This is a genomic window from Ruegeria sp. CDSC081 (genome assembly GCF_059610485.1).
In genome coordinates this window covers 56475-80352 of the sequence record NZ_JBXWNS010000007.1, presented here as the reverse complement: position 1 = coordinate 80352, position 23878 = coordinate 56475, and the positions used below count along the sequence as shown (strand labels likewise).

Annotated in this window: 24 protein-coding genes; 14 read left to right on the top strand and 10 right to left on the bottom strand. The window is 58.4% G+C overall.

The genetic code is table 11. From position 1 onward, the window contains the following. Positions 1-8: 8 nt before the first annotated feature. Both ribA and AC2FH9_RS14385 read left to right on the top strand, forming a co-directional pair. Positions 9-1103, top strand: a complete 1095-nt coding sequence (gene ribA / locus AC2FH9_RS14390) for a GTP cyclohydrolase II (protein WP_496871996.1) — start codon at positions 9-11, stop codon at positions 1101-1103. Next, positions 1100-1600 (top strand): L,D-transpeptidase family protein, encoded by a 501-nt coding sequence (locus tag AC2FH9_RS14385; protein WP_496694165.1) that lies wholly within the window; start codon positions 1100-1102, stop codon positions 1598-1600. Before ribA ends, AC2FH9_RS14385 begins: the two co-directional genes overlap by 4 nt. Here AC2FH9_RS14385 and AC2FH9_RS14380 read toward each other — a convergent pair. Beyond that, positions 1584-2243, bottom strand: coding sequence for a YggS family pyridoxal phosphate-dependent enzyme (locus AC2FH9_RS14380; RefSeq protein WP_496871995.1), 660 nt, complete (start codon positions 2241-2243; stop codon positions 1584-1586). The two genes, AC2FH9_RS14385 and AC2FH9_RS14380, sit on opposite strands and share 17 nt — an antisense overlap. A 102-nt stretch (positions 2244-2345) precedes the next feature. Further along, a complete protein-coding gene (locus AC2FH9_RS14375; RefSeq protein ID WP_496692521.1) occupies positions 2346-3383 on the bottom strand; it encodes a porin in 1038 nt (345 codons plus the stop codon). Between the two features lie 283 nt (positions 3384-3666). Between AC2FH9_RS14375 and AC2FH9_RS14370 the strand changes: the two genes are divergently transcribed. From AC2FH9_RS14370 to holA, 4 genes are all read left to right on the top strand, one after another. After that, positions 3667-4155 (top strand): DUF3576 domain-containing protein, encoded by a 489-nt coding sequence (locus AC2FH9_RS14370; RefSeq protein WP_142637277.1) that lies wholly within the window; start codon positions 3667-3669, stop codon positions 4153-4155. Between the two features lie 71 nt (positions 4156-4226). Then, positions 4227-6764, top strand: a complete 2538-nt coding sequence (gene leuS, locus AC2FH9_RS14365; protein ID WP_496871993.1) for a leucine--tRNA ligase — start codon at positions 4227-4229, stop codon at positions 6762-6764. Continuing rightward, positions 6751-7254 carry an LPS assembly lipoprotein LptE gene (gene lptE / locus AC2FH9_RS14360; RefSeq protein WP_496697588.1) on the top strand — a complete coding sequence of 168 codons (504 nt, stop codon included), beginning with the start codon at positions 6751-6753 and terminating at the stop codon, positions 7252-7254. Before leuS ends, lptE begins: the two co-directional genes overlap by 14 nt. Continuing rightward, positions 7251-8279 (top strand): DNA polymerase III subunit delta, encoded by a 1029-nt coding sequence (gene holA / locus AC2FH9_RS14355; protein WP_496750357.1) that lies wholly within the window; start codon positions 7251-7253, stop codon positions 8277-8279. Before lptE ends, holA begins: the two co-directional genes overlap by 4 nt. On the opposite strand, the gene AC2FH9_RS14350 is transcribed toward holA, so the two are convergent. Next, complete coding sequence (locus AC2FH9_RS14350) at positions 8276-9448, bottom strand: TIGR03862 family flavoprotein (RefSeq protein ID WP_496871990.1); 1173 nt, start codon at positions 9446-9448, stop codon at positions 8276-8278. The genes holA and AC2FH9_RS14350 overlap by 4 nt on opposite strands. A 47-nt stretch (positions 9449-9495) precedes the next feature. Between AC2FH9_RS14350 and AC2FH9_RS14345 the strand changes: the two genes are divergently transcribed. Further along, entirely contained in the window at positions 9496-9792 is a 297-nt protein-coding gene (locus AC2FH9_RS14345) for an HNH endonuclease (protein ID WP_496750355.1), read from the top strand. On the opposite strand, the gene AC2FH9_RS14340 is transcribed toward AC2FH9_RS14345, so the two are convergent. From AC2FH9_RS14340 to AC2FH9_RS14330, 3 genes are read right to left on the bottom strand one after another with little or no spacing between them, the layout of a single operon-like run. After that, entirely contained in the window at positions 9793-10530 is a 738-nt protein-coding gene (locus AC2FH9_RS14340) for a VOC family protein (RefSeq protein WP_496750354.1), read from the bottom strand. Beyond that, positions 10527-11135 carry an enoyl-CoA hydratase/isomerase family protein gene (locus tag AC2FH9_RS14335; protein WP_496750353.1) on the bottom strand — a complete coding sequence of 203 codons (609 nt, stop codon included), beginning with the start codon at positions 11133-11135 and terminating at the stop codon, positions 10527-10529. Before AC2FH9_RS14335 ends, AC2FH9_RS14340 begins: the two co-directional genes overlap by 4 nt. Next, positions 11132-11875, bottom strand: a complete 744-nt coding sequence (locus AC2FH9_RS14330) for an SDR family oxidoreductase (RefSeq protein WP_496750434.1) — start codon at positions 11873-11875, stop codon at positions 11132-11134. The genes AC2FH9_RS14335 and AC2FH9_RS14330 overlap by 4 nt, the downstream gene beginning before the upstream one ends. Positions 11876-12014: 139 nt before the next feature. Between AC2FH9_RS14330 and AC2FH9_RS14325 the strand changes: the two genes are divergently transcribed. After that, on the top strand, positions 12015-13544 hold the full coding sequence (locus AC2FH9_RS14325; RefSeq protein ID WP_496871989.1) for a DUF2125 domain-containing protein: 1530 nt from the start codon (positions 12015-12017) through the stop codon (positions 13542-13544). 35 nt (positions 13545-13579) lie between these two features. Here AC2FH9_RS14325 and AC2FH9_RS14320 read toward each other — a convergent pair whose 3' ends face one another. Next, the gene (locus AC2FH9_RS14320) at positions 13580-14314 is read right to left on the bottom strand and encodes an FkbM family methyltransferase (RefSeq protein WP_496870303.1); all 735 of its coding nucleotides are present in this window, start codon (positions 14312-14314) and stop codon (positions 13580-13582) included. Positions 14315-14478: 164 nt separating this feature from the next. Between AC2FH9_RS14320 and AC2FH9_RS14315 the strand changes: the two genes are divergently transcribed. The 4 genes from AC2FH9_RS14315 to lpxK are packed head-to-tail and all read left to right on the top strand — an operon-like array spanning position 14479 to position 18829. Then, positions 14479-15825 carry a TldD/PmbA family protein gene (locus tag AC2FH9_RS14315; RefSeq protein WP_496871988.1) on the top strand — a complete coding sequence of 449 codons (1347 nt, stop codon included), beginning with the start codon at positions 14479-14481 and terminating at the stop codon, positions 15823-15825. Further along, complete coding sequence (locus tag AC2FH9_RS14310) at positions 15812-16612, top strand: inositol monophosphatase family protein (RefSeq protein ID WP_496871986.1); 801 nt, start codon at positions 15812-15814, stop codon at positions 16610-16612. Before AC2FH9_RS14315 ends, AC2FH9_RS14310 begins: the two co-directional genes overlap by 14 nt. After that, on the top strand, positions 16609-17844 hold the full coding sequence (locus AC2FH9_RS14305) for a 3-deoxy-D-manno-octulosonic acid transferase (RefSeq protein WP_496871984.1): 1236 nt from the start codon (positions 16609-16611) through the stop codon (positions 17842-17844). The genes AC2FH9_RS14310 and AC2FH9_RS14305 overlap by 4 nt, the downstream gene beginning before the upstream one ends. Beyond that, a complete protein-coding gene (gene lpxK, locus AC2FH9_RS14300; RefSeq protein WP_496871982.1) occupies positions 17831-18829 on the top strand; it encodes a tetraacyldisaccharide 4'-kinase in 999 nt (332 codons plus the stop codon). The genes AC2FH9_RS14305 and lpxK overlap by 14 nt, the downstream gene beginning before the upstream one ends. 36 nt (positions 18830-18865) lie before the next feature. On the opposite strand, the gene AC2FH9_RS14295 is transcribed toward lpxK, so the two are convergent. Both AC2FH9_RS14295 and AC2FH9_RS14290 read right to left on the bottom strand, forming a co-directional pair. Beyond that, complete coding sequence (locus AC2FH9_RS14295; protein WP_496677840.1) at positions 18866-19528, bottom strand: DsbA family protein; 663 nt, start codon at positions 19526-19528, stop codon at positions 18866-18868. Positions 19529-19542: 14 nt separating this feature from the next. Continuing rightward, entirely contained in the window at positions 19543-20049 is a 507-nt protein-coding gene (locus AC2FH9_RS14290; protein WP_496871980.1) for a DUF721 domain-containing protein, read from the bottom strand. Between the two features lie 81 nt (positions 20050-20130). Here AC2FH9_RS14290 and mutY point away from each other — a divergent pair, with 81 nt between their 5' ends. Together mutY and AC2FH9_RS14280 are read left to right on the top strand one after the other, a co-directional pair. Continuing rightward, positions 20131-21186: an A/G-specific adenine glycosylase gene (gene mutY / locus AC2FH9_RS14285; RefSeq protein WP_496871978.1), complete on the top strand. Its 1056-nt coding sequence runs from the start codon at positions 20131-20133 to the stop codon at positions 21184-21186. 58 nt (positions 21187-21244) lie between these two features. Next, positions 21245-22381: an alkane 1-monooxygenase gene (locus tag AC2FH9_RS14280; RefSeq protein ID WP_496871977.1), complete on the top strand. Its 1137-nt coding sequence runs from the start codon at positions 21245-21247 to the stop codon at positions 22379-22381. Between the two features lie 84 nt (positions 22382-22465). On the opposite strand, the gene AC2FH9_RS14275 is transcribed toward AC2FH9_RS14280, so the two are convergent. Next, positions 22466-23848 carry an adenylate/guanylate cyclase domain-containing protein gene (locus AC2FH9_RS14275; RefSeq protein ID WP_496871976.1) on the bottom strand — a complete coding sequence of 461 codons (1383 nt, stop codon included), beginning with the start codon at positions 23846-23848 and terminating at the stop codon, positions 22466-22468. Positions 23849-23878 lie beyond the last annotated feature (30 nt).

Genomic DNA, 23878 nt, shown 5'->3' with positions numbered 1-23878 from the left:
AACAATAGATGAGTCTTATCCCGGATATCTCGGAACTGGTTGCTCGGGCACGGGCTGACCTGCGCATGGGCTTGCCGGTCGCCCTGACGGATGACACCGGCTTTAGCGTACTGGCCATTGCGTCGGAAACGCTGAGCGCACAGCGGCTTGCCGACTTGCAAGGTCTGGGTGGCGATCCTGTAGTCGCAGTGACTGTCCGACGGGCCGAGACATTAAAGGCACGGGCCTATGACGGTGACCTGGCGCGTGTGATCGTTCCGGCAGATGCCGATGTTGCCTGGGTGCAGGCGGTGGCCGATCCCTCGGACGATCTGAACGCGCCTATGAAAGGCCCACTGATGACAGAGCGTCAGGGCAACGCCAATCTGCATCGCATTGCCATTGCTTTGACCAAGTCAGCCCACCTTCTGCCGGCGGCAATCGTTGTTCCTGTTCAAGATGGTCGAACCTTCGCTACTGCACATGGCCTGACATGTATTGACCATACCCGCGCCGCGCCACATCTGTCGGATCGAAGCCTTTTGAATGAGGTCGTGGCCGCCCGACTGCCGATGGAGGTATCCGAAGCCGGGCGCCTGCACGTTTTTCGCCCTGAAGATGGCGGCGAGGAACATTACGCAATAGAGATCGGCCGCCCCGACCGCAGCAAACCGGTATTGGCTCGGCTGCATTCGGCCTGCTTCACCGGTGATCTGATGGGCAGCTTGAAATGTGATTGCGGGCCACAACTGCGTGGGGCCCTGGCCCAGATGGGGTCTGAAGGGGCAGGAGTACTTCTGTATCTGAATCAGGAAGGCCGCGGGATTGGCTTGGCCAACAAGATGCGCGCCTATTTCCTGCAGGATCAAGGGTTCGATACAGTCGAGGCCAATCACCGTCTCGGGTTCGAGGATGACGAGCGCGATTTCCGTCTGGGCTCGGACATCCTGAAATTGCTCGGCTTCAGTTCCGTAAGGCTGTTGACCAACAACCCCGCCAAGATCGCGATGATGGAGAAGACCGGCATCGCCGTCACCGAGCGCGTCCCGCTGAAAGTCGGCGAAACTGCCCATAACCGCGACTATCTGGCCACCAAAGCAGCCAAGTCGGGACATTTGCTGTGACACCCGCAGATCTGGTTCTAACCCGACACGGCGTTCGTTTTCGCGGCGGGTATTTCCCCTGTTCGATCGGGAAAGGTGGGTTAAGCAACAGCAAGCGTGAGGGGGACGGCGCCACGCCGACCGGCTGTCTCAACATCGTTGGTATGCTGTACCGGCCCGACCGGCTCGCAAGACCGTCGCCTTGGGCCATCCCAATCGGTCCTCAGGACCTCTGGTCAGATGATGTGCAAGACACGCAGTACAATCATATGGTCAGCGCACCTTATCCTTTCAGCCACGAAAAACTCCGCCGCGCGGACCCGCTTTACGATCTGGTTCTGATCACTGACTGGAACTGGCCCAATGCGGTGGCCGGGCGCGGTTCAGCAATTTTCCTGCATCAATGGCGACGGCCTGGTTTTCCTACAGAAGGCTGCGTTGCCTTTCGGCGCGACCATCTGCGGTGGATCGCACGTCGAATCGAGCCAGGCACGCGGCTGATTATCCCTCAGGCTTAACTCGTTCGCCGAAAATGGCCGAGCCGACGCGCACATGGGTCGCGCCAAGTGCAATGGCCTGCTCGAAATCGCTGCTCATCCCCATGGATAGCCCTTTCAGACCATTGCGTTCAGCTATCTTGGCAAGCAAGGCGAAATGCAGAGATGGCTCTTCCTCGACAGGTGGAATGCACATCAGGCCCTGAATCGGAAGGTCGAGCCCGCGGCAATCGGCAATAAATGCATCCGCCTCGGCGGGCAGAATTCCTGCCTTTTGATCCTCTTCACCGGTATTGACCTGAATGAACAGGTCCGGGCAAGTGCCGACCTCTTGCGCGAGCCGGGCCAGAGTGCTGGCCAGTTTCGGACGATCAACGGAATGGATCGTGCTGAACAGATCCAACGCCTGACGGGCTTTGTTCGTTTGCAACGGCCCAATCAGATGTAAATCGACATCCGGGTACTGCAATTTGAATTCCGGCCATTTTCCGACGGCTTCTTGAACCCTGTTTTCACCGAAACAGCGATGCCCTAAAGCAAGCACTCCCGCTACACGCTCATTCGGCTGAACCTTTGACACGGCGATCAGCTTCACGGCCCCGACGTCCCGCCCCGAGGCAGTTTCGGCTTTGGTTATCCGGGCAGATATTTCTTGCAGCGACATTTGGGTCCTCGATCAGTTATGGGCGAAGAAAAACACTATGCCGGACAAAAAGAAAAGGGCAGGTCCGAAGACCTGCCCTTAAACCTTGCGGCTCAGATCAACTTAGAAGTTGAACTGTGCACCAAAGTCGGCACGTGTGGTCGAGTCGTCGCAGACGTCACAGTCGCTGACACCTACACCACCGCGCAGCGATACACCGCCACCCAGGTCGTAGATGGCGCCGATGCCGTACTGCTGCGTGTCCGCATCAGCGTTACCGTCACCGTAGGCGAAGGTCAGAGTGGTCGCGGCGCCAACATTGTAGGCACCCGATACACCCCAAGCAGTGCCGTCGGTGGCGTCAACTTCGGTTTTATCGTCAGCAACAAACAGCGTACCCGAGAAGTCGCCGAATTCTGCACCCAGGGTGAAGACCAGCAGGCTTGGATCGTCGCCACCAGTGCCCGCGTCAGTTTGACCATAGGCCAGCGCTGCAGTGATGTTGTTGAAGGTGTAAGTCGCGCTTACGTCCCAACGATCCGCGTCGGTTGTGCTGCCACCACCGTTAAAGATAGTTGCTTGGTCGTACGACGCACCAAAGGCGAAGTCACCAACTGCGTACTGGAAGAACACAGCGTTCGAACCCGAACCGGTCGACGAGTAACCCAGGAAGCTATAGTCAACGGCGGAATACTGACCGATGAAGTTTTCCAGGCCAGGCTCGTTACCGTAGTAGTTTGCCAAGTTGTCGAAAGAACCAGCAACGTTGCCGGCGTCAACACGCAGACCACCGTAGATGACCGAGAAGCGCGCGCCGTTCAGGCCAGCCGAGTTGGCTTCGCCGGTGGACGAGTCTTCGTCAGCCTGCAGACGTACACGAGCCGAGAACTCAACGCCGCCATCGGTTTCGGCTGTGCCGTCGATGTTCAAGCGGAAGCGCGAGACCAGGATTGCGTCGTCAGTGTCGTTCGCGAACACGTTAACGTTCTGAACAGTTGCACTACTTGCAGTAGTGGTGGTGGTAGTGGTGGTGGTGGTGGCCGCTGTGCGGTCCTCCTGATAACCAATACCAAAACGGCCGTAGCCGCTGAACTTAACTTCGGCCGCTGCAACACTTGCGGTTGCAATCAGTGCGGTCGATGCGAAGAGAACTTTTTTCATCTTGTTTCCCTCGGTTTCAAAAGTTTTTTAACTCGACACGTGCTTAGGCACATGTCTCAGCACGGGAACCGTTTCGCCCTTTTTGCCCCTGTCACGCAAGCTTGGCATAAAAACTGACGCGCATTGGCCTAGAATTGGTGCAAGGATGCCACAGTCTGATTTGCCCACTGAATCAACCCCGAAGCCTGCTCTGGATGTGACAAGATTAAGCTTGTTGACGAACCAGACCTTGTCTAGGAGTAACGTGAATAACCTAAAACCAACGAAACGGAACCTGTCCAACATGCGCCTGCAGACAATTTTCGGTTTGATCATAGTGACAGCCGCGGTGTCGGCTTGCGGACAGAATCGCAACGCAGAACCCAGTGCAACGCCACTCAATGTGGATGGCGGTCGCTCGGACGAGCGTGAGCTGAACGATCCGAATCGCTCAACGATCTGGGATGTATTCAACACCGCAGACGCCGAGCAGGTTACCAATGTGAACCGCTATCTGTGGGCTGCCTCGCTGGATGTCCTTAACTTTCTGCCCGTGCAGGAAGTCGATCCCTTTACCGGTGTAATCGTAACAGGTTACGGCACGCCTCCTGGTGGTGGGCGGCAATACAGAGCCACGGTTCACATCAGCGATCCCGCCCTGGCGGCACGATCCTTGTCGGTTGCACTGCAGACCAGCGGGGGTGCCCCAGTCAGCGCGGCAACCACACGCGCAATCGAAGATGCAATCCTGTCCCGCGCCCGTCAGCTGCGCATTGCGGACAACAAGCTCTAGCAACCCGCTTCAAATCACAATATTACCACGCCGGGTTCATGCCCGGCGTTTTCATTACGAAGGACCGCACGATGTCGCGCTATTCGGCCACCGAAATCGAAGCAAAATGGCAAGAGGCCTGGGACAAGGCCGGAATCTTCACCGCCAACCACAAGGCGGACAAGCCGAAATACTATGTGCTTGAAATGTTCCCCTACCCGTCTGGCCGCATCCATATGGGACATGTGCGCAACTATACGATGGGCGACGTAATCGCGCGCCACAAGCTTGCGACCGGCCATAACGTGCTGCACCCGATGGGATGGGACGCGTTCGGGATGCCTGCAGAAAACGCTGCGATGGCTATTGGCGGTCACCCGAAAGACTGGACCTATGGCAACATCGCCGACATGCGCAGCCAGATGAAGCCTCTGGGCCTGTCCATCGACTGGTCGCGCGAATTTGCCACCTGCGACCCGGAATATTACGGCCAGCAGCAGGCGCTGTTTCTGGATATGCTCAAGGCCGGTCTGGTTTACCGCAAGAACGCCGTGGTGAACTGGGATCCGGTCGATATGACCGTACTGGCCAATGAACAAGTCGAAGGCGGGCGCGGCTGGCGCTCGGGCGCAATGGTTGAACGGCGCGAGCTGACGCAATGGTTCTTCAAGATCAGCGATTACTCTGAGGAATTGCTGGATGCGCTGGACACGCTGGAGAACTGGCCGGCAAAAGTGCGCCTGATGCAGGAAAACTGGATCGGCAAGTCGCGTGGATTGCAGTTTGGCTTTGAACGCGTCGATAGTGGTGAGCCAATCACCGTCTATACAACGCGCCCCGATACGCTGATGGGGGCGTCTTTCGTCGGCATCTCGCCGGACCATCCGATTGCCAAGCAACTTGAGGCCGAAAACCCCGAAGTTGCTGAGTTCGTTGCCGAATGCCGCAAGGGCGGCACCACGGAAGAGGCCATAGAGACCGCCGAAAAGCTGGGCTATGACACTGGTATCAAGGTCAAACACCCGCTGGATCCGAATTGGGAGCTGCCGGTCTGGATCGCCAATTTCATCCTGATGGATTACGGCACCGGCGCCATCTTTGCCTGCCCGGCCCACGACCAGCGCGACCTGGATTTCTGCCGTAAGTACGGTTTGCCCGTCGTCGACACGTTCTTTGCGCTTGATAATGACACGCCGGTCGACAAAACCGCATTCGTGCCGCCGAAAACCGAGAAAGTCCGCTGGGTAAACCACTTCGCCGGCCTGACCGAGGCCACGGGTGATGACGCAATCAACACCACCGTCGATTTCGCGGAAAAGGCGGGCTGGGGTGAAGGTGTCACCAAATATCGCCTGCGCGATTGGGGTCTGTCCCGTCAGCGCTATTGGGGCTGCCCGATTCCCGTGGTGCATTGCGACTCTTGCGGCGTGGTGCCCGAAAAGAAAGAGAACCTGCCGATCCGCCTGCCCGACGATGTCACTTTTGACAAACCGGGCAATCCTCTGGACCGCCACCCGACCTGGCGCGACTGCGCCTGCCCGTCTTGCGGTGCGCCATCCAAGCGAGAAACCGACACGATGGATACGTTCGTCGATTCGTCGTGGTATTTCGCCCGCTTTACGGCTCCGCACGCGGAAACGCCGACCGATCTGGCCGAGGCTGAATACTGGATGAATGTCGATCAATATATCGGCGGCATCGAACACGCTATCCTGCACTTGCTCTATTCCCGCTTCTTTGCGCGGGCGATGCAGATCACTGGCCATTTGCCGAAAAAGGCCATCGAGCCCTTTGATGCCTTGTTCACCCAAGGCATGGTCACGCACGAGATTTATCAAACCCGCGACGCCAATGGCCGTCCGGTCTATCACCTGCCCGAGGATGTGACCGACGGCAAACTCGCCGATGGCACTGAGGTCGAAATCATCCCCTCCGCCAAGATGTCGAAATCCAAGAAAAACGTGGTCGACCCGGTCAGCATCATCTCGGCCTTCGGCGCGGATACCGCGCGCTGGTTCGTGTTATCCGATTCACCGCCCGAGCGGGATGTGGAGTGGACAGCATCAGGCGCAGAGGCTGCATTCAAGCACCTGAACCGTGTCTGGAACCTCTGCGACAAGATCGGCGCGATGGACCCCGAGGCAAAAGGCGACGGGGATCAAGACCTGCTGCGCGAGATGCACAAAGCCATCCATGACGTGACGCTTGGTGTTGATAGCTTCGGCTTTAATGCCGCCATTGCAAAGCTCTATGCGTTTACCAATACGCTGGCAAAATCCAAAGCGGGTGCAGCGGCCCAAAAGCAGGCGATAAAGACGCTGGCACAGTTGATGTCGCCGATGACACCACATCTGGCCGAAGATATCTGGGCGCATCAGGGCGGCGAAGGTTTGATCGCAACAGCCCCCTGGCCCGTCGCGGACGAAGCTATGCTGGTCGATGACACTGTAACCCTGCCGATCCAGATCAACGGCAAACGCCGCGCGGAAATCAGCGTTCCAAAAGATATGGACAAGGCAGAGGTTGAAAAAATCGCGCTCAGCACCGAAGCTGTGCAAAAGGCGCTGGACGGTGCCGTACCGAAGAAAGTGATCGTTGTCCCGGGTCGGATCGTGAATGTCGTTGTTTAATCGCAGAAGCCTTTTGATGATGCCGCTGGCAGCTTGCTTGCTGGCGACCGCCTGCGGGTTCCAACCCGTCTATGCGCCGGGCGGAACCGGGTCGGCCCTGTATGGCAAAGTTGCCGTATCCGAGCCGAATTCCGTGGAAAGCTATCTGCTTGTCCAGAATCTGGAGCAGCGGCTGGGCCGGGATGCGAGCGCACAAAAGCTTTATGATCTGGATGTCTCGGTTTCGACGGCCACACGATCTGCCGCGATCACCACAACGAACGAGACCAACCGCTACACCATCGAAGGGCGCGCGGAATTTGCCCTCAGATCCACCGAAACCGGGCGGATTGTGGCTTCGGGAAATGTCCATGATTTCGTGGGTTATTCCGCCGCGGGCTCAACCGTTTCGACGCTTGCGGATGAGCGTGACGCGACCGAACGGCTGATGGTCATCCTGTCCGATCAGATCGTGAACCGCCTCTATGCAGCACCGGGCCTGACCCAATGAAGCTCAGCCCGCGCGAGGCTGAGGGGTATTTCGCCAAACCAGACGCGGGCAAGGCAGGGTTGTTGATTTACGGATCCGATGCGATGCGTGTGGCCTTGAAACGGCAACAGGTCTTGTCAGCCCTGCTGGGAGAAGGCGCCGAAGAGGAAATGCGCCTGACCCGAATGCCAGGTGGTGATCTACGCGGGGAACCGGCACTGTTGCTGGACGCGGTCAAGGCTGTCGGGTTCTTCCCCGGCCCACGTGCAGTTTTCGTCGAAGATGCAACTGATGTCGCCGCCCCTGCCATCATTACCGCATTCGAGGATTGGGCAACGGGCGACGCTCAGATCATCGTGACTGCTGGGCAGCTCAAACCCAGCTCAAAGATCCGTAAGGCATTCGAGTCGCATCCCGCAGCCTATGCCGTTGGGGTCTATGACGATCCGCCCTCTAGGGCCGAGGTTGAACGGGTTCTGGCACAGGCCGGAGTCAAAAACATTCCACCGGATGCAATGTCGGCCATCACCGAACTTGCCACGGCCATCAGCCCCGGGGACTTTACGCAAACCATTGAAAAATTGTCTCTTTACAAGCGCGGAGACGATACTGAATTGGCTCTCGAAGATATCGAGGCCTGTGCACCCAGCTCGACCGAGGCCGCCCTGGACGATGTCCTGAACGTGGTCGCCGAAGGCAGAGCCGGAGAGATTAGCCCGCTGATACGACGGCTGCAATCGCAAGGTACAAATGCGGTCAGCCTGTGTATCGGAGCAACCCGGCACTTTCGAACGCTTTACGCCTGTGCCGCTGATCCTGGTGGCGCGGCACAGGGCGTCGGCAAGCTGCGCCCACCCGTCTATGGAAAGCGGCGTGATCGTATTCTGCGACAAGCACAGGGATGGGGGGCACCCAAACTGCAGACCGCTTTGACCGTTCTGACTGATACGGATCTGTCATTGCGGTCAGCTGGGCAAACGGCCCCAGCCATGGCTTTGGTCGAACGTGCCATGATCCGTCTGGCGATGCTGGCAAAGTCGCGTTAAGCGGTCCGCGCCAGCCAGTTTGCAGCTGATCGCCCAGCCCATCGCCCTGTCGCCAGACAGGCAGTTAGCAGATACCCACCAGTCGGAGCTTCCCAATCCAGCATCTCGCCGGCACAGAACATTCCGGGCCTGGATTTCAGCATCAACCCTTCGTCCAAAGCGCCTTGCCGAACACCTCCGACGGTTGAGATTGCCTCATCCATTGGCCGCAACCCCGCGTGGCTGAGGGGCAGAGATTTCAACGTTTCGACACTCAGACCGCTTCCCCTGTTCATCTCGTGATACAGAGCGATCTTTTGCGGAGACAGATGCAGAGATTTCTTCATCCATTGCGACTGCGTCATCTTGGATTTCTTGGCTACAATTTTCTGCTGCAAGGTAGCTGCATCCAGATCGGGAACCAGATCAACACTCAACGGCGCTCCTTCTCGCAAAGCGGGCGTCAGGGAATAGAGCCCTCCGCCTTCAAGGCCTTTGGATGAAATCGTCGCCTCGCCGCGACTGATCACATCCCCGGCAGTCCACCCAACGGATTTGATCGCAGCGCCGAAATGCGGCTGCATATGTGCGCTCCAATCCACTGACAGGGCCGAGTTCGCCGGGGCAAATGGCGACAGGTCGACACCCGCCCCTTGCAACAGTGGGGCCCAAGCTCCATCCGATCCCAATCGCGCCCAGCTTGCGCCGCCCATGGCCAGAATCGTCGTGTCAGCCTCAATCTGCCGGTGACCTTCCGGAGTATCGAATTCCAGAGCATCGCCGTTCCATCCGGTCCACCGCCATCGGGTTTTGATTTGCACACCAGCCGCATCAAGACGCCCCAGCCAAGCCCGCAACAGAGGTGAGGCCTTCATAGCCTTTGGAAACACCCGCCCCGTTGAGCCTGTAAATACCTCTTGTCCCAGATCACGCGCCCAGTCCTGAACGGCGGCGGCATCAAATTCCGCCACCATAGGGCGCAGCCACTCAGCACCGGGGCCATAAGACAACAAGAGCGTTTCGAGCGGTTCATTCTTGGTTAGGTTCAGGCCAGACTTCCCTGCCATCAAGAGTTTTCGGGCAACCGAGGGTTTGGCCTCGGCCACCAGCACATCATGACCTGCGGCGGCAAGTTCACCCGCCGCCATCAGGCCCGCTGGCCCGCCTCCGATCACGACGGCTTGTGCCATTGCTGTCCTCTTGCCTTTCGCGCCCTGCGGCGCGACGTTACGCTGATATGACCGACCGCGACCCGATCTGCCCCCTCTGCGACCGGCCGATCCCCGATGGGAACGGCAGCCTGCACCATCTGATCCCAAAACTGAAAGGGGGCAAGGGCGGCCCCACGGTTTTTCTGCATTTGATCTGCCACAAAGAGATCCACGCCACCCTGACCGAAGCGGAGCTGGCACGGGATTTCAATACGATCGAAGCTTTGCGCGCCCACCCTCGCCTAGAAAGATTTCTGAACTGGATTCGCAAACGGCCCCCTGATTTTCGATCCAAAGTGCCGGGAAAACGGCGTCGTCGGTAATCAGCCCGGCAGGACAGGGTCGCCAAAAGCATCATGGCCGGGCTGGGCCAAGCCCTGCATCTCAAGCCCCCGAAAATCGGGGGCCCGAGCAAACGTAGCACCTGCGCTGTGCTGAAACTCGAGCGTGGTATAGGGGCGTTTCCAAAGCCATTCGCGGTTCTCAACAGACCACAGGTCGGCATTAGGGGGAACCTCGTCGGTGAAAGCATAAAAGTGCAGATCGAACCCATATTGTGCCACATCCTGCACAGATAGCAGCTGCATCCCCTGTGCACGACAAAAGGCATCCTCGACCGCGATATTCCCGGTGCGCAAGGTGATCTGTCCAATACGCGCATCCGCGAAAGGGATCTTGGGATCGGCGATACCGTCCGGGCGATTGCCACGGAAATCCTGTTGTAGCAGTTCGATCACGAAACCCTCGGGATCAGTCAGGTGGCACATATAGCCAATATCCAGAAACTGGTCCGGCTCTGAAACCTCGATGCCTTTTTCGCGCAAATAAGCGGCAGCCAGATCAACATCCGGCAGGGTGATGCCGATCTTCCAATATCTCTGGCCCCGATCATGTGTGTACCCGCCGCCGCCCGGCATCAAAAGCAGATCGGCATCCTGCCCGGCATATCCCAATCGCAGGCTTGCGCCCTGCCGGCGTGCAGTCATACCCATTGCATCCCTGTAAAACTCGGCAAGACGATCCGTGTCAGCCACGCGCAGACGCAGGGCAGACAACCTCATGAACATAACCGCGCGATACCGGTCGCAATTTCAGGATTGGCGGCGACACTGTCAGCCACCAGATCAAGGGAGGTCTGCATCAGGTCTTCAGGTGCAACCACGCGATCGACCAGCCCAAAGGCATAAGCCTCATCCGCAGTGATCTTTTGCCCGGCCATCAAGATCATCTTTGTCCGAGCCGGACCGATCAGGGCCGCCATGCGTGCGGGATCAGAGGGTTGTGGCAGAAAACCCAGCTTCATAACCGGATAAAAGAACTTGGCTTCCGGTACGGCGATGCGGATATCGCAGGCCAGAACCATGCCATTGGCCCCACCAGCCAGCGTTCCATTCAGTGCGGCAACCGTCAGGCAGGGTAACGCGGCGATAGCAGCCGACAACCGCTCCCACAGATCCGAGGTCGCCAGGCCGGCGCGCGCCTCTTCCAGATCGGCGCCGGCGCTGAACACTTTGCCAGCCCCGGTCAGGATCAGCGCACTTGCGTCGGTAGCGGCCTCGGCAATCTCGCACAGCTCGGTCAGCATCGCACAGGTCAGCGCATTTGCCTTGTCGGGGTTGTTGAGTGTGACTGTCCACAGCCCGTCCGCTTTGTTCAATTCAATCACGTCAATCCAACCCTTTGCCGAATATCCTCACGCCGCAGCGAAATTTCGGTGCCTAGAAACTCATCCGCGTCTGACGAACACATCCACAACAGCGCCCGCGCCGGCCAATCGGCGGGGATATGATCGGTCCAATCCAACTGGCTGACGGCGTTGATCCCGCTGGCCTTGATGACCCGCTGCATATCGGTTGCAACCGTGCCGGGCGACAGGCCCATGGCGCGGATCCCATGGGAGGATTCCTCAAGATGCAGACATTCCGTCAGCATCTTGGCCCCTGCCTTCGAGGCGCAATAATGGCTCCAGGCCTCGACTGGGTTCGACGCCGCACCGGAAGAGACCGTCAGGACAGTGCCGCCACCCGCGGCACGCATGACCGGCAGCGCGGCGCGCATTCCATGAAATACGCCCTTGAGGTTGATGTCGATCGCTTGACCCCAGGACGCGACATCGGCGCTGGATAAATGGAAAATCGGGTCAATGACACCAGCATTGCCTATCAGAACATCCAGCCCGCCAAACTTGTTCACACACTCCGCCACGGCCAGCTCGACCTGGGCGAAGTCACTGACGTCGCAGGCCAGTGCAATAGCGTTTTCACCAAGCAACGACGCCAATATCTGAATTTGATCCCGATTACGCGCCACTAGCACGACATTAGCCCCTGCTGCGGCAAATACGCGCCCTGCCTCGGCCCCGATGCCGCGACTGGCCCCAGTGATCAGTACGGTTTTCCCCTGCATAAGGTTCCAGTACCTCCATTGTCCTGAGAATTTATGAACCTCTATCCTGCGAACGGGGAATGGGTCCAGCCCTTCCCCCTTGACGCCCGCCGCCACCGGCATCACCATGCGCGCAAATTTGATCAAGAAGGGTTCTATGATGTCCGTTTTTCTCCGCCGCACCTGCGGCGCAGTTCTGGCCTACACTGTCATTTCGCAGGGGGCGCTTGCCGACGTTACTCCACAGGAAGTCTGGGATGACTGGCAGTCCTATCTGGCGCAGATGGGCTATACTGTATCAGGTGACCAGACAGATACCGGCAATGGTATCACCATCGAAAACCTGACAATGTCGATGGACCTCCCAGAAGAAGAGGGATCGTTCAGCATGGCCATGCCTGAAATGACCCTCACCGACAATGGCGACGGGAGCGTCAATATTGGTGTCCCGGAAAGTTTCCCCATGACCGTCACCGGCAATGTCGATGGTCAGGACGAGTCATTTACAGTCGATATCGAATACGTCCACAGCGGGCTTGTTATGACCGTCTCTGGCGATCCTGATGATGTGACTTACGATTACTCTGCAGACAGCCTTGGAATCAAGCTGGGTAACATCGAAGTCGACGGTGAAACGTTGGCGCCCGAAGTGGTCGGTGGCTACCTTGAAATGGCGGATGTGAGCGGCACCTCGCAAATGAAGATCGGCGAAAACCGCGATGTCGACCAAAGCTTTACGGCATCAGAGATGACCTACAGCTTGGCATTTCAGGATCCCGAAAGCGACGACGCTGGAAAATTCGACGGCACGCTTGGCGATCTGGCCTTCGACGGCACCAGCATTATCCCTTCAGATTTCAATTTCTCTGACCCGCAGGCATTCTATGACGCTGGCTTTGCCTTCTCGGGTCTCTTTACTTACGGATCGGGCCAGTCTTCGATGGCGGGCAGCAGCGAAGGCGAAGACTTTTCGATGGCCAGCGAATCCGAAGGCGGACGGCTTTCCGGCAGCATCGACGCCAACCGAATTGCTTATGACGTCGAACAAAACAGCGCCAAAATTGCTGTAACAACGGCGGAACTGCCCTTTCCAATCGAAATTGCCATGGAAAGTGGCGGTTTCAAGTTCGAATTCCCGGTACAGGAATCCGAAGAGATTCAACCCTTTGGGCTGGCGATAAACTTGACGGACTTCACTATGTCAGACGTGCTGTGGAGCATTTTTGACCCTGCAGCCGCCCTGCCACGCGATCCGGCCACGATTGCGCTGGACCTTTCCGGTACGGCCAAAGTGCTGACCAACTTCTTTGACCCCGAGGCCGTAGAGGCGCTTGAGTTTGCGGACGAAGCGCCGGGTGAATTGCACTCTCTGACGATCAACGAGTTGCTGGTCTCTATGGTCGGTGCGGAACTGTCCGGCGATGGTGACTTCACCTTCGACAATTCCAACACTGAGGAACTGGGCGGTATGCCGACCCCCGCTGGCGTTGCGAACCTGCAACTGGTTGGTGCGAATGCCCTGATCGACACTCTGATCGGTATGGGTCTGATTGCCGAGCAAGACGCAATGGGCGCGCGAATGATGATGGGTCTCATGGCAGTGCCAGGGGAAGAGCCCGACACGCTGAATTCGACAATCGAGTTCAAGGAAGATGGTCAAATTCTGGCCAATGGACAGCGCATCAAATAAAAGAAACAGGGAAGGCGGCCCGGCTGCCTTCCCTTTTACGACGAGCGCCGGCGAACACGCCGAAACAGCACCGACCCACCGCTGCTGACACGTTGATCGTAGGCAAACCCAAGTGCCGACAGATGATCGAAACAAGCCTTGATCCCATGCAATCCGATCTTACGGGTGTGGACCTCAAGATAGACTTTCTGGACATTCACAAGATCGACCCCGTCGAACAGAAACTTCTCGCCCCCTTCGATATCGACGATCAGCACGTTGGCTTCAAAGTCCCGCAGAATTTCTGACAGAGGGCGTTCCGGCACGCTGACCTCTCTGACATAGTCCGGATCAGGGTCCAGAGATGAGGACCAGAACGGTTCGCGTATGTAAAATCGGGCCGTTCCGGGAACCCGTGTATCGCCGAGGGCAACCGCGTTCACCACCTCGACATTCGCAATGTCATTTGCCTTGTGGACACGGCCGATGAATTCACACAGCGTCGGGTTCGCCTCGATGCACATTGCGTGGCGTACACCAAGTTGCGTCACCAGATAGGATGAGATGAACCCGATCCCAGCGCCCAGCTCTACCACGCGATCCTTCGGGTCGATGAATTTCGGCAGACCGGTCACTTCGTCTTTTTCGTAACGCTCGGCCAGGATTGAACGCTTGACCTTAGGCGTAATGATCTGCGGATCATCGGGGATCGTAACCCCGCGCAGCGATAGATTGTTCTGCATGTTGTGGCCTGCCCGTTCTTCCTGCCCAGTCGTCTCATTCTCATCCACTTGGATCAACTACTAACCTACGGCTACGGACAAAACAGCGGAATTATTGCAGCCACATGCGAAATTCGCCTTTCTGGCCTTTCTGCAAACCCCCGAAAATGACCGCAGGTCTTGCGGGACGGACGGGCGGACGATAGGTCCAAAGAAACAAGACCGGAGGCCACATGATGCGCACACCCGAAGAGATCAGCCAACACCTGCTGGATGCGGCACGTAAGGCCGGGGCCGAGGCCGCGGATGCCATTGTGCTGGACGAGTCTTCGGTCTCGGTCGAGGTACGCTCCGGTGCGCTTGAGGCCGCCGAACGGTCCGAGGGTACCGATCTGGGGCTGCGGGTGTTTCTGGGCCAAAGACAGGCCATCGTCTCTAGTTCCGACAGCCGGTCCGAAACTCTGACAGCCATGGCCGAACGCGCCGTCGCCATGGCCCGCGAAGCCCCCGAAGACCCGTTTACCGGCCTGGCGAATGAGGCTCAGTTGATCCGGGATTGGGACATTCAGGCATTGGAACTGTGCGATCCCGCGCCGGAGCCCACAGCTGAAGATCTTCTGAATGATGCGCTGGCGGCGGAATCCGCGGCGCTTACGGTCGACGGTGTCACACAAGTGTCGGATGCCGCAGCCGCCTATGGCACCCACCGCGTGCATCTGGCCGCCACCAACGGCTTTTCCGGCGGGTATGAGCGCAGCAGCCGGTCGACCTCCTGCGTAGCGATCTCGGGCCAAGGTACCGGAATGGAGCGCGATTATGACGGCGACAGCCGCACATTCCAAAGCGATTTGCGCAACCCGGACCAGATTGGTCGGACCGCAGGCGAACGTGCTGTTGCGCAGGTTGGCGCGCGCAAGCCTGCAACAGGCGTCTATCCGGTTCTGTTCGATGAACGGATTTCATCTTCGTTGATCGGGCATCTTCTGGGCGCCAGCAACGGTATCTCCATCGCGCGCGGCTCGTCCTGGTTGTCGGATTGTCTTGGACAGCAGGTTCTGCCGGAATATCTTTCGCTGATCGAAGACCCACATCGCCCGCGCATGTCCGGGTCGCGCCCCTTTGATGCCGAAGGCCTGCCCACACAACGCCGGGCGATCATCGAAAACGGTGTATTGACGGGCTGGACATTGGACCTGTCCAGCGCACGCAAGCTCAAGATGGCCTCGACAGGAAATGCTACGCGGGGCGTGTCTGGGCCTCCGTCGCCAAGCAACTGGAACCTCAGCCTGACACAGGGCGAGCGCAGCCGTGCAGAGCTGCTGCGCGATATGGGCACCGGACTGTTGGTAACGTCTATGATCGGATCGACCATCAACCCCAATACAGGGGATTACTCTCGTGGGGCTTCGGGCTTTTGGGTCGAAAACGGAGAGATCACCCATCCGGTCAACGAATGCACCATCGCCGGAAATCTGCGCGATATGCTTCTGCGGATTATTCCGGCGAATGACGCCCGCCCCTATTTGTCGCGTGTGGTCCCATCGTTGCTGATCGAGGGAATGACACTTGCCGGCAACTGACCTGCCCCTGCTGATTGACGCCGCGCGCGAGTCTGGAAAGATCGCAACACGGTATTCCGGGTCAAAAGCACAACGCTGGGACAAGCCCGATGGTGCAGGCCCGGTAACCGAGGCTGATCTGGCCGTGAACGCGATGCTCGAACAGCGCTTGCCCTCTGCGAGACCGGGTTACGGCTGGCTCAGCGAAGAGACCGAGGACACCCTGCATCGCCTGTCCCGGGACCGGGTTTTTATCATTGACCCGATCGACGGCACCCGCAGCTTCACCGAAGGTTCCTCGACCTGGGCGCATTCCCTGGCTGTGGCGGAACATGGTCAGGTGACGGCGGCGGTTATTTACCTGCCCTTGCGTGACCTGTTGTATGCGGCGGCCAAGAGCCAAGGGGCCACACTAAACGGCGCGCCGATTGTCGTATCGGACACCCAAGACATCACGACGGCCGAGATCCTGGCCGCGAAACCCAATCTGGACAGCCGGCACTGGTGTCAGGGCCGGGTTCCTCAATTCCGTCGAAACTATCGCCCGTCGCTTGCCTATCGGTTGGCATTGGTCGGGCAGGGTCGCTTTGACGGAATGTTGACACTGCGCCCCAGCTGGGAATGGGACATCGCGGCAGGGGATTTGATCGTCCAAGAGGCAGGTGGCATATGTACGGACCGGCTTGGCGCCCCACTGCGCTTTAACAACCCACATCCGCGCCTGAATGGTGTCATCGCGGCAAACCCGCCATTGCACCGGCAACTGGCGGATCAGATTGACCCAGACAGTGCGGGCATTGCGCCATGAGCAAACCGCGATCCCTTAGTCTGGCGGCCTATCGCGTGCTTTCGTGGGGCGTACCCGGCAACGGGGACCAACCCTATGTGCCCCGACCATCAGGAGATCTGATCTGGATTCACATCGCCAATCCGGGTCGCCTTCGCGCGATGATGGATTTCTGCCACAGGCTGCTGCAGTCGCGCCCGGGCCTGTCGGTTGTCCTGTCGGCCCCACCCGAAGCGGACCTGAGTCAGTGGGACTGCGCGAAATACATACTTGTGAACCTACCTTCGGAACAAACCGGCGCCGCGCGGGTGTTTCTGGACCATTGGCGCCCGAATATTGGCATTTGGGTTGGCGGCGGGCTGATGCCCAATGTGATTACCCGTGCCCACGAGCGCGAAGTGCCGTTGATCCTGATCGAAGCTGAAATCGACCTGAACACCGCGCGTGGGACCCGGTGGCTGCCCGATATCAGCCGGTACACTCTCGATTGCTTTCAACGAATTCTGGCTACCAGCAACGAAACGGCCCGGCAGATCCGCAAACTGGGAATCGCCTTCACCAAGGTCAGCGAGGCGCCTCCTCTGCTGATAAGTCCGAACCCTTCTCCGTGGCCCGAAGACGAACTGATCGAAACCAATCACGCCTTTTCAAGCAGACCCATATGGCTTGCGGCCTGGGTGAAGGATAAAGAGTTCATCTCGGTCCTCAGCGCCCACCGTCAGGCCATGCGGATGCTGCCCCGGTTGACCTTAATCCTGCATGTCGCCGACATACAGGAAGCCGCCCCACTGCATCGGCGGCTCGAAGCCATGGACTTGCGCTGCATCAACTGGGACGATGGCGGCATGATTGAAGATACCACACAGGTCGTCTTGTCCTCGGACCCAGAGGATTTGGGCTTGTGGTACCGTGTTTCGGCAGTGTCCTTTATCGGCAACTCGCTCGAACGGGGCGACGGGGGACAGGATCCGTTTGGTGCGACCGCCCTGGGATCGGCTGTCATACATGGCCCACATGTTGACCAGCATCAGACAGCCTACGATCAGCTGGACCAGGCAGGCGCCGCTTTGACGGTCAGAACCGCAACCGAACTTGGGGATGCCGTGGTAGAGTTACTTGCGCCTGACCGCGCGGCGGATATGGCTTTGGCAGGCTGGCAGATCGTGACCGACGGCGCGCCGCAATCAGATCAGCTGATCGAACTGGTACAGGACTATCTGGACGAACGGAGCACCGACGATGCGGGCACCTGACTTTTGGAACACCGCTCCGGATCAGTTGGACCTCAGGGCCCGGCTGCTGTCCCCGTTGGGACGGGTTTATGCGGCGGCGACAGCCCGCAGGCTGGCCTCGGAAACAGGTTTCAACCCAGGCCTCCCCGTTATCTGCATTGGAAACCTGAATGCAGGCGGGACCGGCAAAACACCAACCGTGATCTGGATGATCGAACAGCTGCGGGACGCGTGGCATCAGACCCATGTTGTCACCCGAGGCCACGGCGGCGCACTGACAGGACCTGTGCGCGTCGATCCTGGCAAACATACGGCGGCAGAAGTCGGGGATGAACCGCTGCTGCTGGCCGCATTTGCGGATGTCTGGGTGGCCAAGGACCGCGCCGCGGGCGCAAAAGCCGCTGCCCAGGCCGGGGCAACGGTAATCCTGTTGGATGACGGGTTTCAGAACCCCTCGGTCGCCAAGGATTTCTCGGTCATCGTAGTGGATGCCGAGCGGGGGTTCGGCAACGGATTGTGCCTGCCTGCGGGTCCACTGCGGGAACCGGTCGATGTGGGGCAGCAACGGGCCGATCTGGTGCTGTCGCTGGGCGGCACAGACGCGCAGACAAGGTTCGCCGCCCGCTGGGGCGACATGCTGACGGTTCCGCATGCCACCGGCGCGGTCGAGCCGCTGCAGACCGGAATGGAATGGACCGAGACGCCAGTTCTGGCCTTTGCCGGTATCGGCCATCCGGAGAAGTTCTTTGCCACCCTGCGCCAACAGGGCGCCACCCTGCTGCGGGCCGAGGCGCTGGACGATCACCAGCCCCTGACACCGGCCCTGATGACACGGCTAGAGAATGAAGCGCGCCTGCTGGGCGCTCAGATGGTCACAACGGAAAAAGATGCGGTTCGTCTGCCAGCCGCGTTTCGCAGCAAGGTCATCACCCTGCCCGTCCGACTAAATATGGACGAGGGCGACCGGGTCAAACAGTTGCTATTGCAGGTCGCGCCTTCGCCCTGAAGGCGGCCGGCCCTGACAGGCCGGTCGTGTTTGGATTTAGCTGCCCAGTTCGGCGTCGATCAGCTTTTTGAATTCTTCATAAGACTGATTGTCGACCTTCTTACCGTTCACAATAAAGGATGGGGTTGCTCTGATGTCGTCGCGTTCTGCGTTCTCCTGATACCAAGCCACCAAGGTCTGCGCACGATTTCCGTCCTGCAGGCAAGCATCAAGCTGGTCATTGGTGATCCCAGCTAAACGTCCGATCTTGCGCAGTTCATCCACGATCTCCGCAGGTCCACCGGCACGGGTCCATTCAGCCTGATCCTTGTAGATCAAGTCGGAGATGCCGAAGAACTTCTCGGGGCCGCCACAGCGCGCGACCATCGAGGCCCAAAGTCCGTATTTGTCAAAATACACTTCGCGGTAGGTAAACTTGACCTTGCCGGTGTCGATGTAGTCTTTTTTGATTTTCTTCAGCGGCCCCTGATGAAAACTCGCGCAATGCGGACAGGTATAGGACGCATATTCGATGATCTCGACGGGCGCGTCCGCGGACCCTTGCACCATTTCGATGATGGTCGAAGTGTCCAGATCGGCCTGTTGCGCCTCGGCGCTGCTGACCAGCGGGTTGGACGGAGAGGAATTTGACAGCGACAGCCAATAGCCACCTGCGGCTATGGCGACAGCCGCGCAGATTCCGATTGCAATACGGCTCATGAATCAGCCCTTTCTCAGCGTTTTTGCTTGGATAAAACGTTACGGCCCAGACGTTCAAGGGCTGTACGCAGATCGCCATCATGGACGCCCTGCGCAGCCCGATCTGCCTCGGCTATGATTTCTGGTTCGATTGTGGGTTTCACCTGTTTCGGCTTGTGGTCGAAGCTGGCCTGCCCCTCGGCAAATCCTGTCGGAGCCGTCTGGGTGATGCGCACCCGGCTGATGGCATTATAGCCATAGACCGCATTCACCTTACCGCGCAGCTGTTCCTTCTGCATTTCCAGCATCGGCGCCTGCGGGCCGGTGGTCAGCACCGTCAGCGTGGCCCCCATACCGCCCTTGCCATAGCCCACGTTAACCGGCCGCGCGATCGAGGCCACATCCTGCCCCACGATCTCGGCCCAATGGGTCAACAGGCGTGAAACGGCGAATCCCCGGCTTTCCCCGGCGCGCCTGATCTGGCCGTTCAGCAATGTCGCAGTACGTTTAAATCCGCGTGTCGAAGAACGTCTGGGCTGCATCTGGTTTCCAACTCCTGTCTCTCTATTGTAAAGGGCAGAACACCGGGCGCCAGCGAAACCCGACAAGGAGATATGTAAAACTTGCGTGACACCCACGAAATTGACTTCAGCGATGAGTTGCTGGCCTGGTACGACCGCAATGCCCGTGAAATGCCATGGCGCATTGGTCCTGCCGATAGGTCTTCCGGAATGCGTCCTGACCCCTATCGGGTTTGGCTGTCCGAAGTCATGCTACAGCAGACAACTGTGGCAGCGGTGCGCGACTATTTCCTGCGGTTCACATCCCGGTGGCCGACAGTTGAATCACTGGCCGCAGCGCCTGACGAGCAGGTCATGGGGGAATGGGCCGGTCTGGGATATTATGCCCGCGCCCGCAATCTGCTGAAATGCGCGCGCGTTGTGGCTGAAAGTCATGATGGCTGTTTTCCCGACTCACACGATGAGCTGCTGAACCTGCCGGGCATAGGCCCGTATACAGCCGCCGCGATTGCAGCCATTGCCTTTGATCGTCCGGAAACCGTGTTGGACGGCAATGTCGAACGTGTCATGGCCCGCCTATACGACATTCACGATCCGCTGCCGGGATCAAAACCACAAATCAAGCAACGGGCAGCTGCATTGACCCCAGCGGTGCGTCCGGGCGACTATGCGCAGGCCGTGATGGATCTGGGTGCGACTGTCTGCACCCCAAGATCCCCGGCATGCGGGATATGTCCAATGCGCACGCGTTGCCGCTCCCACGCTGCGGGTACCCAGGCCGATCTGCCCTGCAAAACACCGAAAAAGCCAAAACCCACACGTTATGGCCATGTCTACATTACCCAGACAGCGGACGGGGCGATGTTGCTTGAACGCCGCCCAGACAAAGGGCTTTTGGGCGGTATGCTGGGATGGCCGGGATCCGAATGGTCCGATGCGCCGTCTGACACCGCGCCGTTTGCGGCGGACTGGCGCGTTCTACCGGGCGAAGTGCGCCACACGTTCACGCATTTCCACCTGATCCTGCAGGTTTGGGCAACCTCTTTACCGCCCGGTGCGGCACCGGAGGACATGATCTTGCTTGATAAACATGCCTTTCGACCCAGCGATCTGCCGACGGTCATGCGCAAGGCATTTGACCTCTGGCGCAACCAGTAACACATTATGCTGAAACACGACCTACGGATAGTCTGTCCAGCGTCGACCGGAGCCTTTGATGATCGCATCTGAAACATTGACCCGCTGGCAATCTACCCTTCCATTCTGGGTCTCGTTTTTGCTGATCCCACTGATCTGGGCCACGGCCTTTGCCGGTGGCTGGTGGGTCCTGCTGGTGCCGCTGTCAACATGGTGGATATTTGCGGCGCTGGATCAGCTCACCGGGCTCGACCTCGAAAATGCGGACCCAGATACGCCGGACAGCATGTTGCGCTGGTATATCCTGCTGACCAAAGCCTGGGTTCCGGTACAGTTCCTGACCCTTTACGGGCTGCTTTGGTATGTGACGCACAGCTCTCACCTGTCTTCACCAGAAAAGATCGGCCTGTTCTTTGGCATGGGTGTGATCTCGGGGACGATTGGAATCAACTACAGCCACGAACTGATGCACCAGCAGGGCCGGCTGGAGCGCGGGCTTGGCGACATCCTGCTGGCCATGGTCTTGTACTCGCACTTCCGGTCCGAACATTTGCTGGTTCACCACCGCTATGTCGGAACCCCGCGCGATCCGGTAACAGCACGGTACAACGAAGGCTTTCATCGCTTCTATCCGCGTGTTCTGTGGCAATGTCTGGCCTCCGCCTTTCATGCCGAGCGCGAGAAACTGGCGCGCAAGGACCGCCCCTGGACGGACCGCACAAACCCGTTCTGGCGGTATTGGATATTACAGGGCGGCTTGCTGGCGTTGGCAGGTTTGATTGGCGGATGGTCCGGCCTTGTCCTGTTTCTGATTCAGGCCGGCGTCGCCATCTGGCAGCTTGAACTGGTGAACTATGTCGAACATTACGGGCTGACCCGAAAATATCTGGGCCAGGGGAAGTACGAACACGCCCTGCCCTGTCATTCGTGGAACGCGTCGCAAAAAGCGTCGAACTGGCTGCTGATCAATCTACAGCGCCACTCGGACCATCACTACAAACCCAACCGTCGATTTCCACTGCTTCAACATCACGATCAGAACACCGCCCCGCAACTGCCCTACGGATACCCAGTGATGACGATCGCCGCGATGATCCCACCGCTCTGGCGGCGTGTCATGAACCCCCGTGTGCGGGATTGGCGGCGCAGGTACTACCCCGAAGTCACAGACTGGCAACCCTACAACAAGTCACAAAACCCGATGCCAGGGTCCTGACCGCAGCGCGCCTCGGCGCGCTGCCCGGCCCAACGACTGGCCCTGCGTCTTTGATGCGTGATCCATCGACGAGAGAGCCTTGAGCTACATCACCCAGATATCCATCGGGTATTCAACACCGCGCACAGGGTGGCCCTTGTTTTCGGTAAATTCGGCTGTCAGTTCGGAGGCACTGCTCCCTTCCTGCTCAAGCTGCAGGCGCACCGCATCACTCAGCACGATCCGGGCCTGCAGCTCGCGGGTCATTGCCTCAAGTTTCGCAGCGACATTTACCGCATCACCGATCACAGCAAATTCCAGACGGTTGGCGCCAATATCCCCCAAAACAACCGAGCCATAATGGACACCGATGCCAACACGAATCTCGGGCTCTCCGGCACGTCTACGTTCTATGTTCCACCGGTCAATCACAGTCACCATGCCGCGCGCGCAGGATACCGCGTTGGTCGCATCCAACGGTGTCGTCACCGGGGTCCCGAAAGTTGCCATAAGACCATCGCCTAAGTACTTGTCCAATGTCCCATGATGGCGGAACACTTCGGTCTCCATCCTGGCGTGAAATCCACGCAGCACCTCGATCACGTCATAAGGATCACGACCCGCCGCATATTTGGTGAACCCCACAATATCGATGAAGAGCACTGCGACATTCTCTTTTCGCACCTGTTTGAGCGGATCATCATTTTGGCTCAGTTCCTCCACCACATTTGGTGAGAAATATCGCGACAGGTTCGCTCGTTCCCGTTCCAACCCAGCATTGGTCATCAGCAGATGATTGAGCCGCCGCATCGACACGCCCAGCGTCACCGCCACCATCAAGAACACAATCACTTGCTGGATTCGGATCGAAGATCTGAAACTATTTGGATCCAACATCTCGGCTACATCCGGATACCCCTGCAAGGCCTCGGCCACTTTCTCACTTATGCCGGGAATCGGAAACGCAACCCACCAGGCGATCACCCATCCGGTAGTCCAGATTATTGCAGTCCATGTGCCTATGGCAATCACCGTGCGCCAGGAATAGGCCATGGTTCCTGCTGCAAGAATGACGAAGAAATACTGAAAGTTGTCAAACCGGAATTGCATCGCCAACGGGCGCACATCATCGCTGAACGGGTTGGGAATGATCATCCCCAAAGTCATAATCAAAAGGTCAACAAAGATTAGTAGCAACTCTGTCCGAGATTGCCCCACACGGCCTGCCCGTCGGATCATCCAACCATTTGCGCAAATCAGCAAAAGGATGAAATGATACCAAAGGACCTCCCAATGCGGGTTCAGGTAGATCAGCAAAAGGCCAGTCAGACCCATTGCGATCCAGCGGGCCCGGACAGCAAGCTCCAGCCCCTCGCGCTTGTGCCGTTCCAGCGCAGCTTCGGTGTATTTATTCTCGATTTCTACTTCGTTCGGACGGGTGAAAAAGAACCACCTAGCCCGAGGTTCGCTGGCTGCTGTGTCCGACATTGCGAAAGCTCCTACACTGCGCCGATTGCT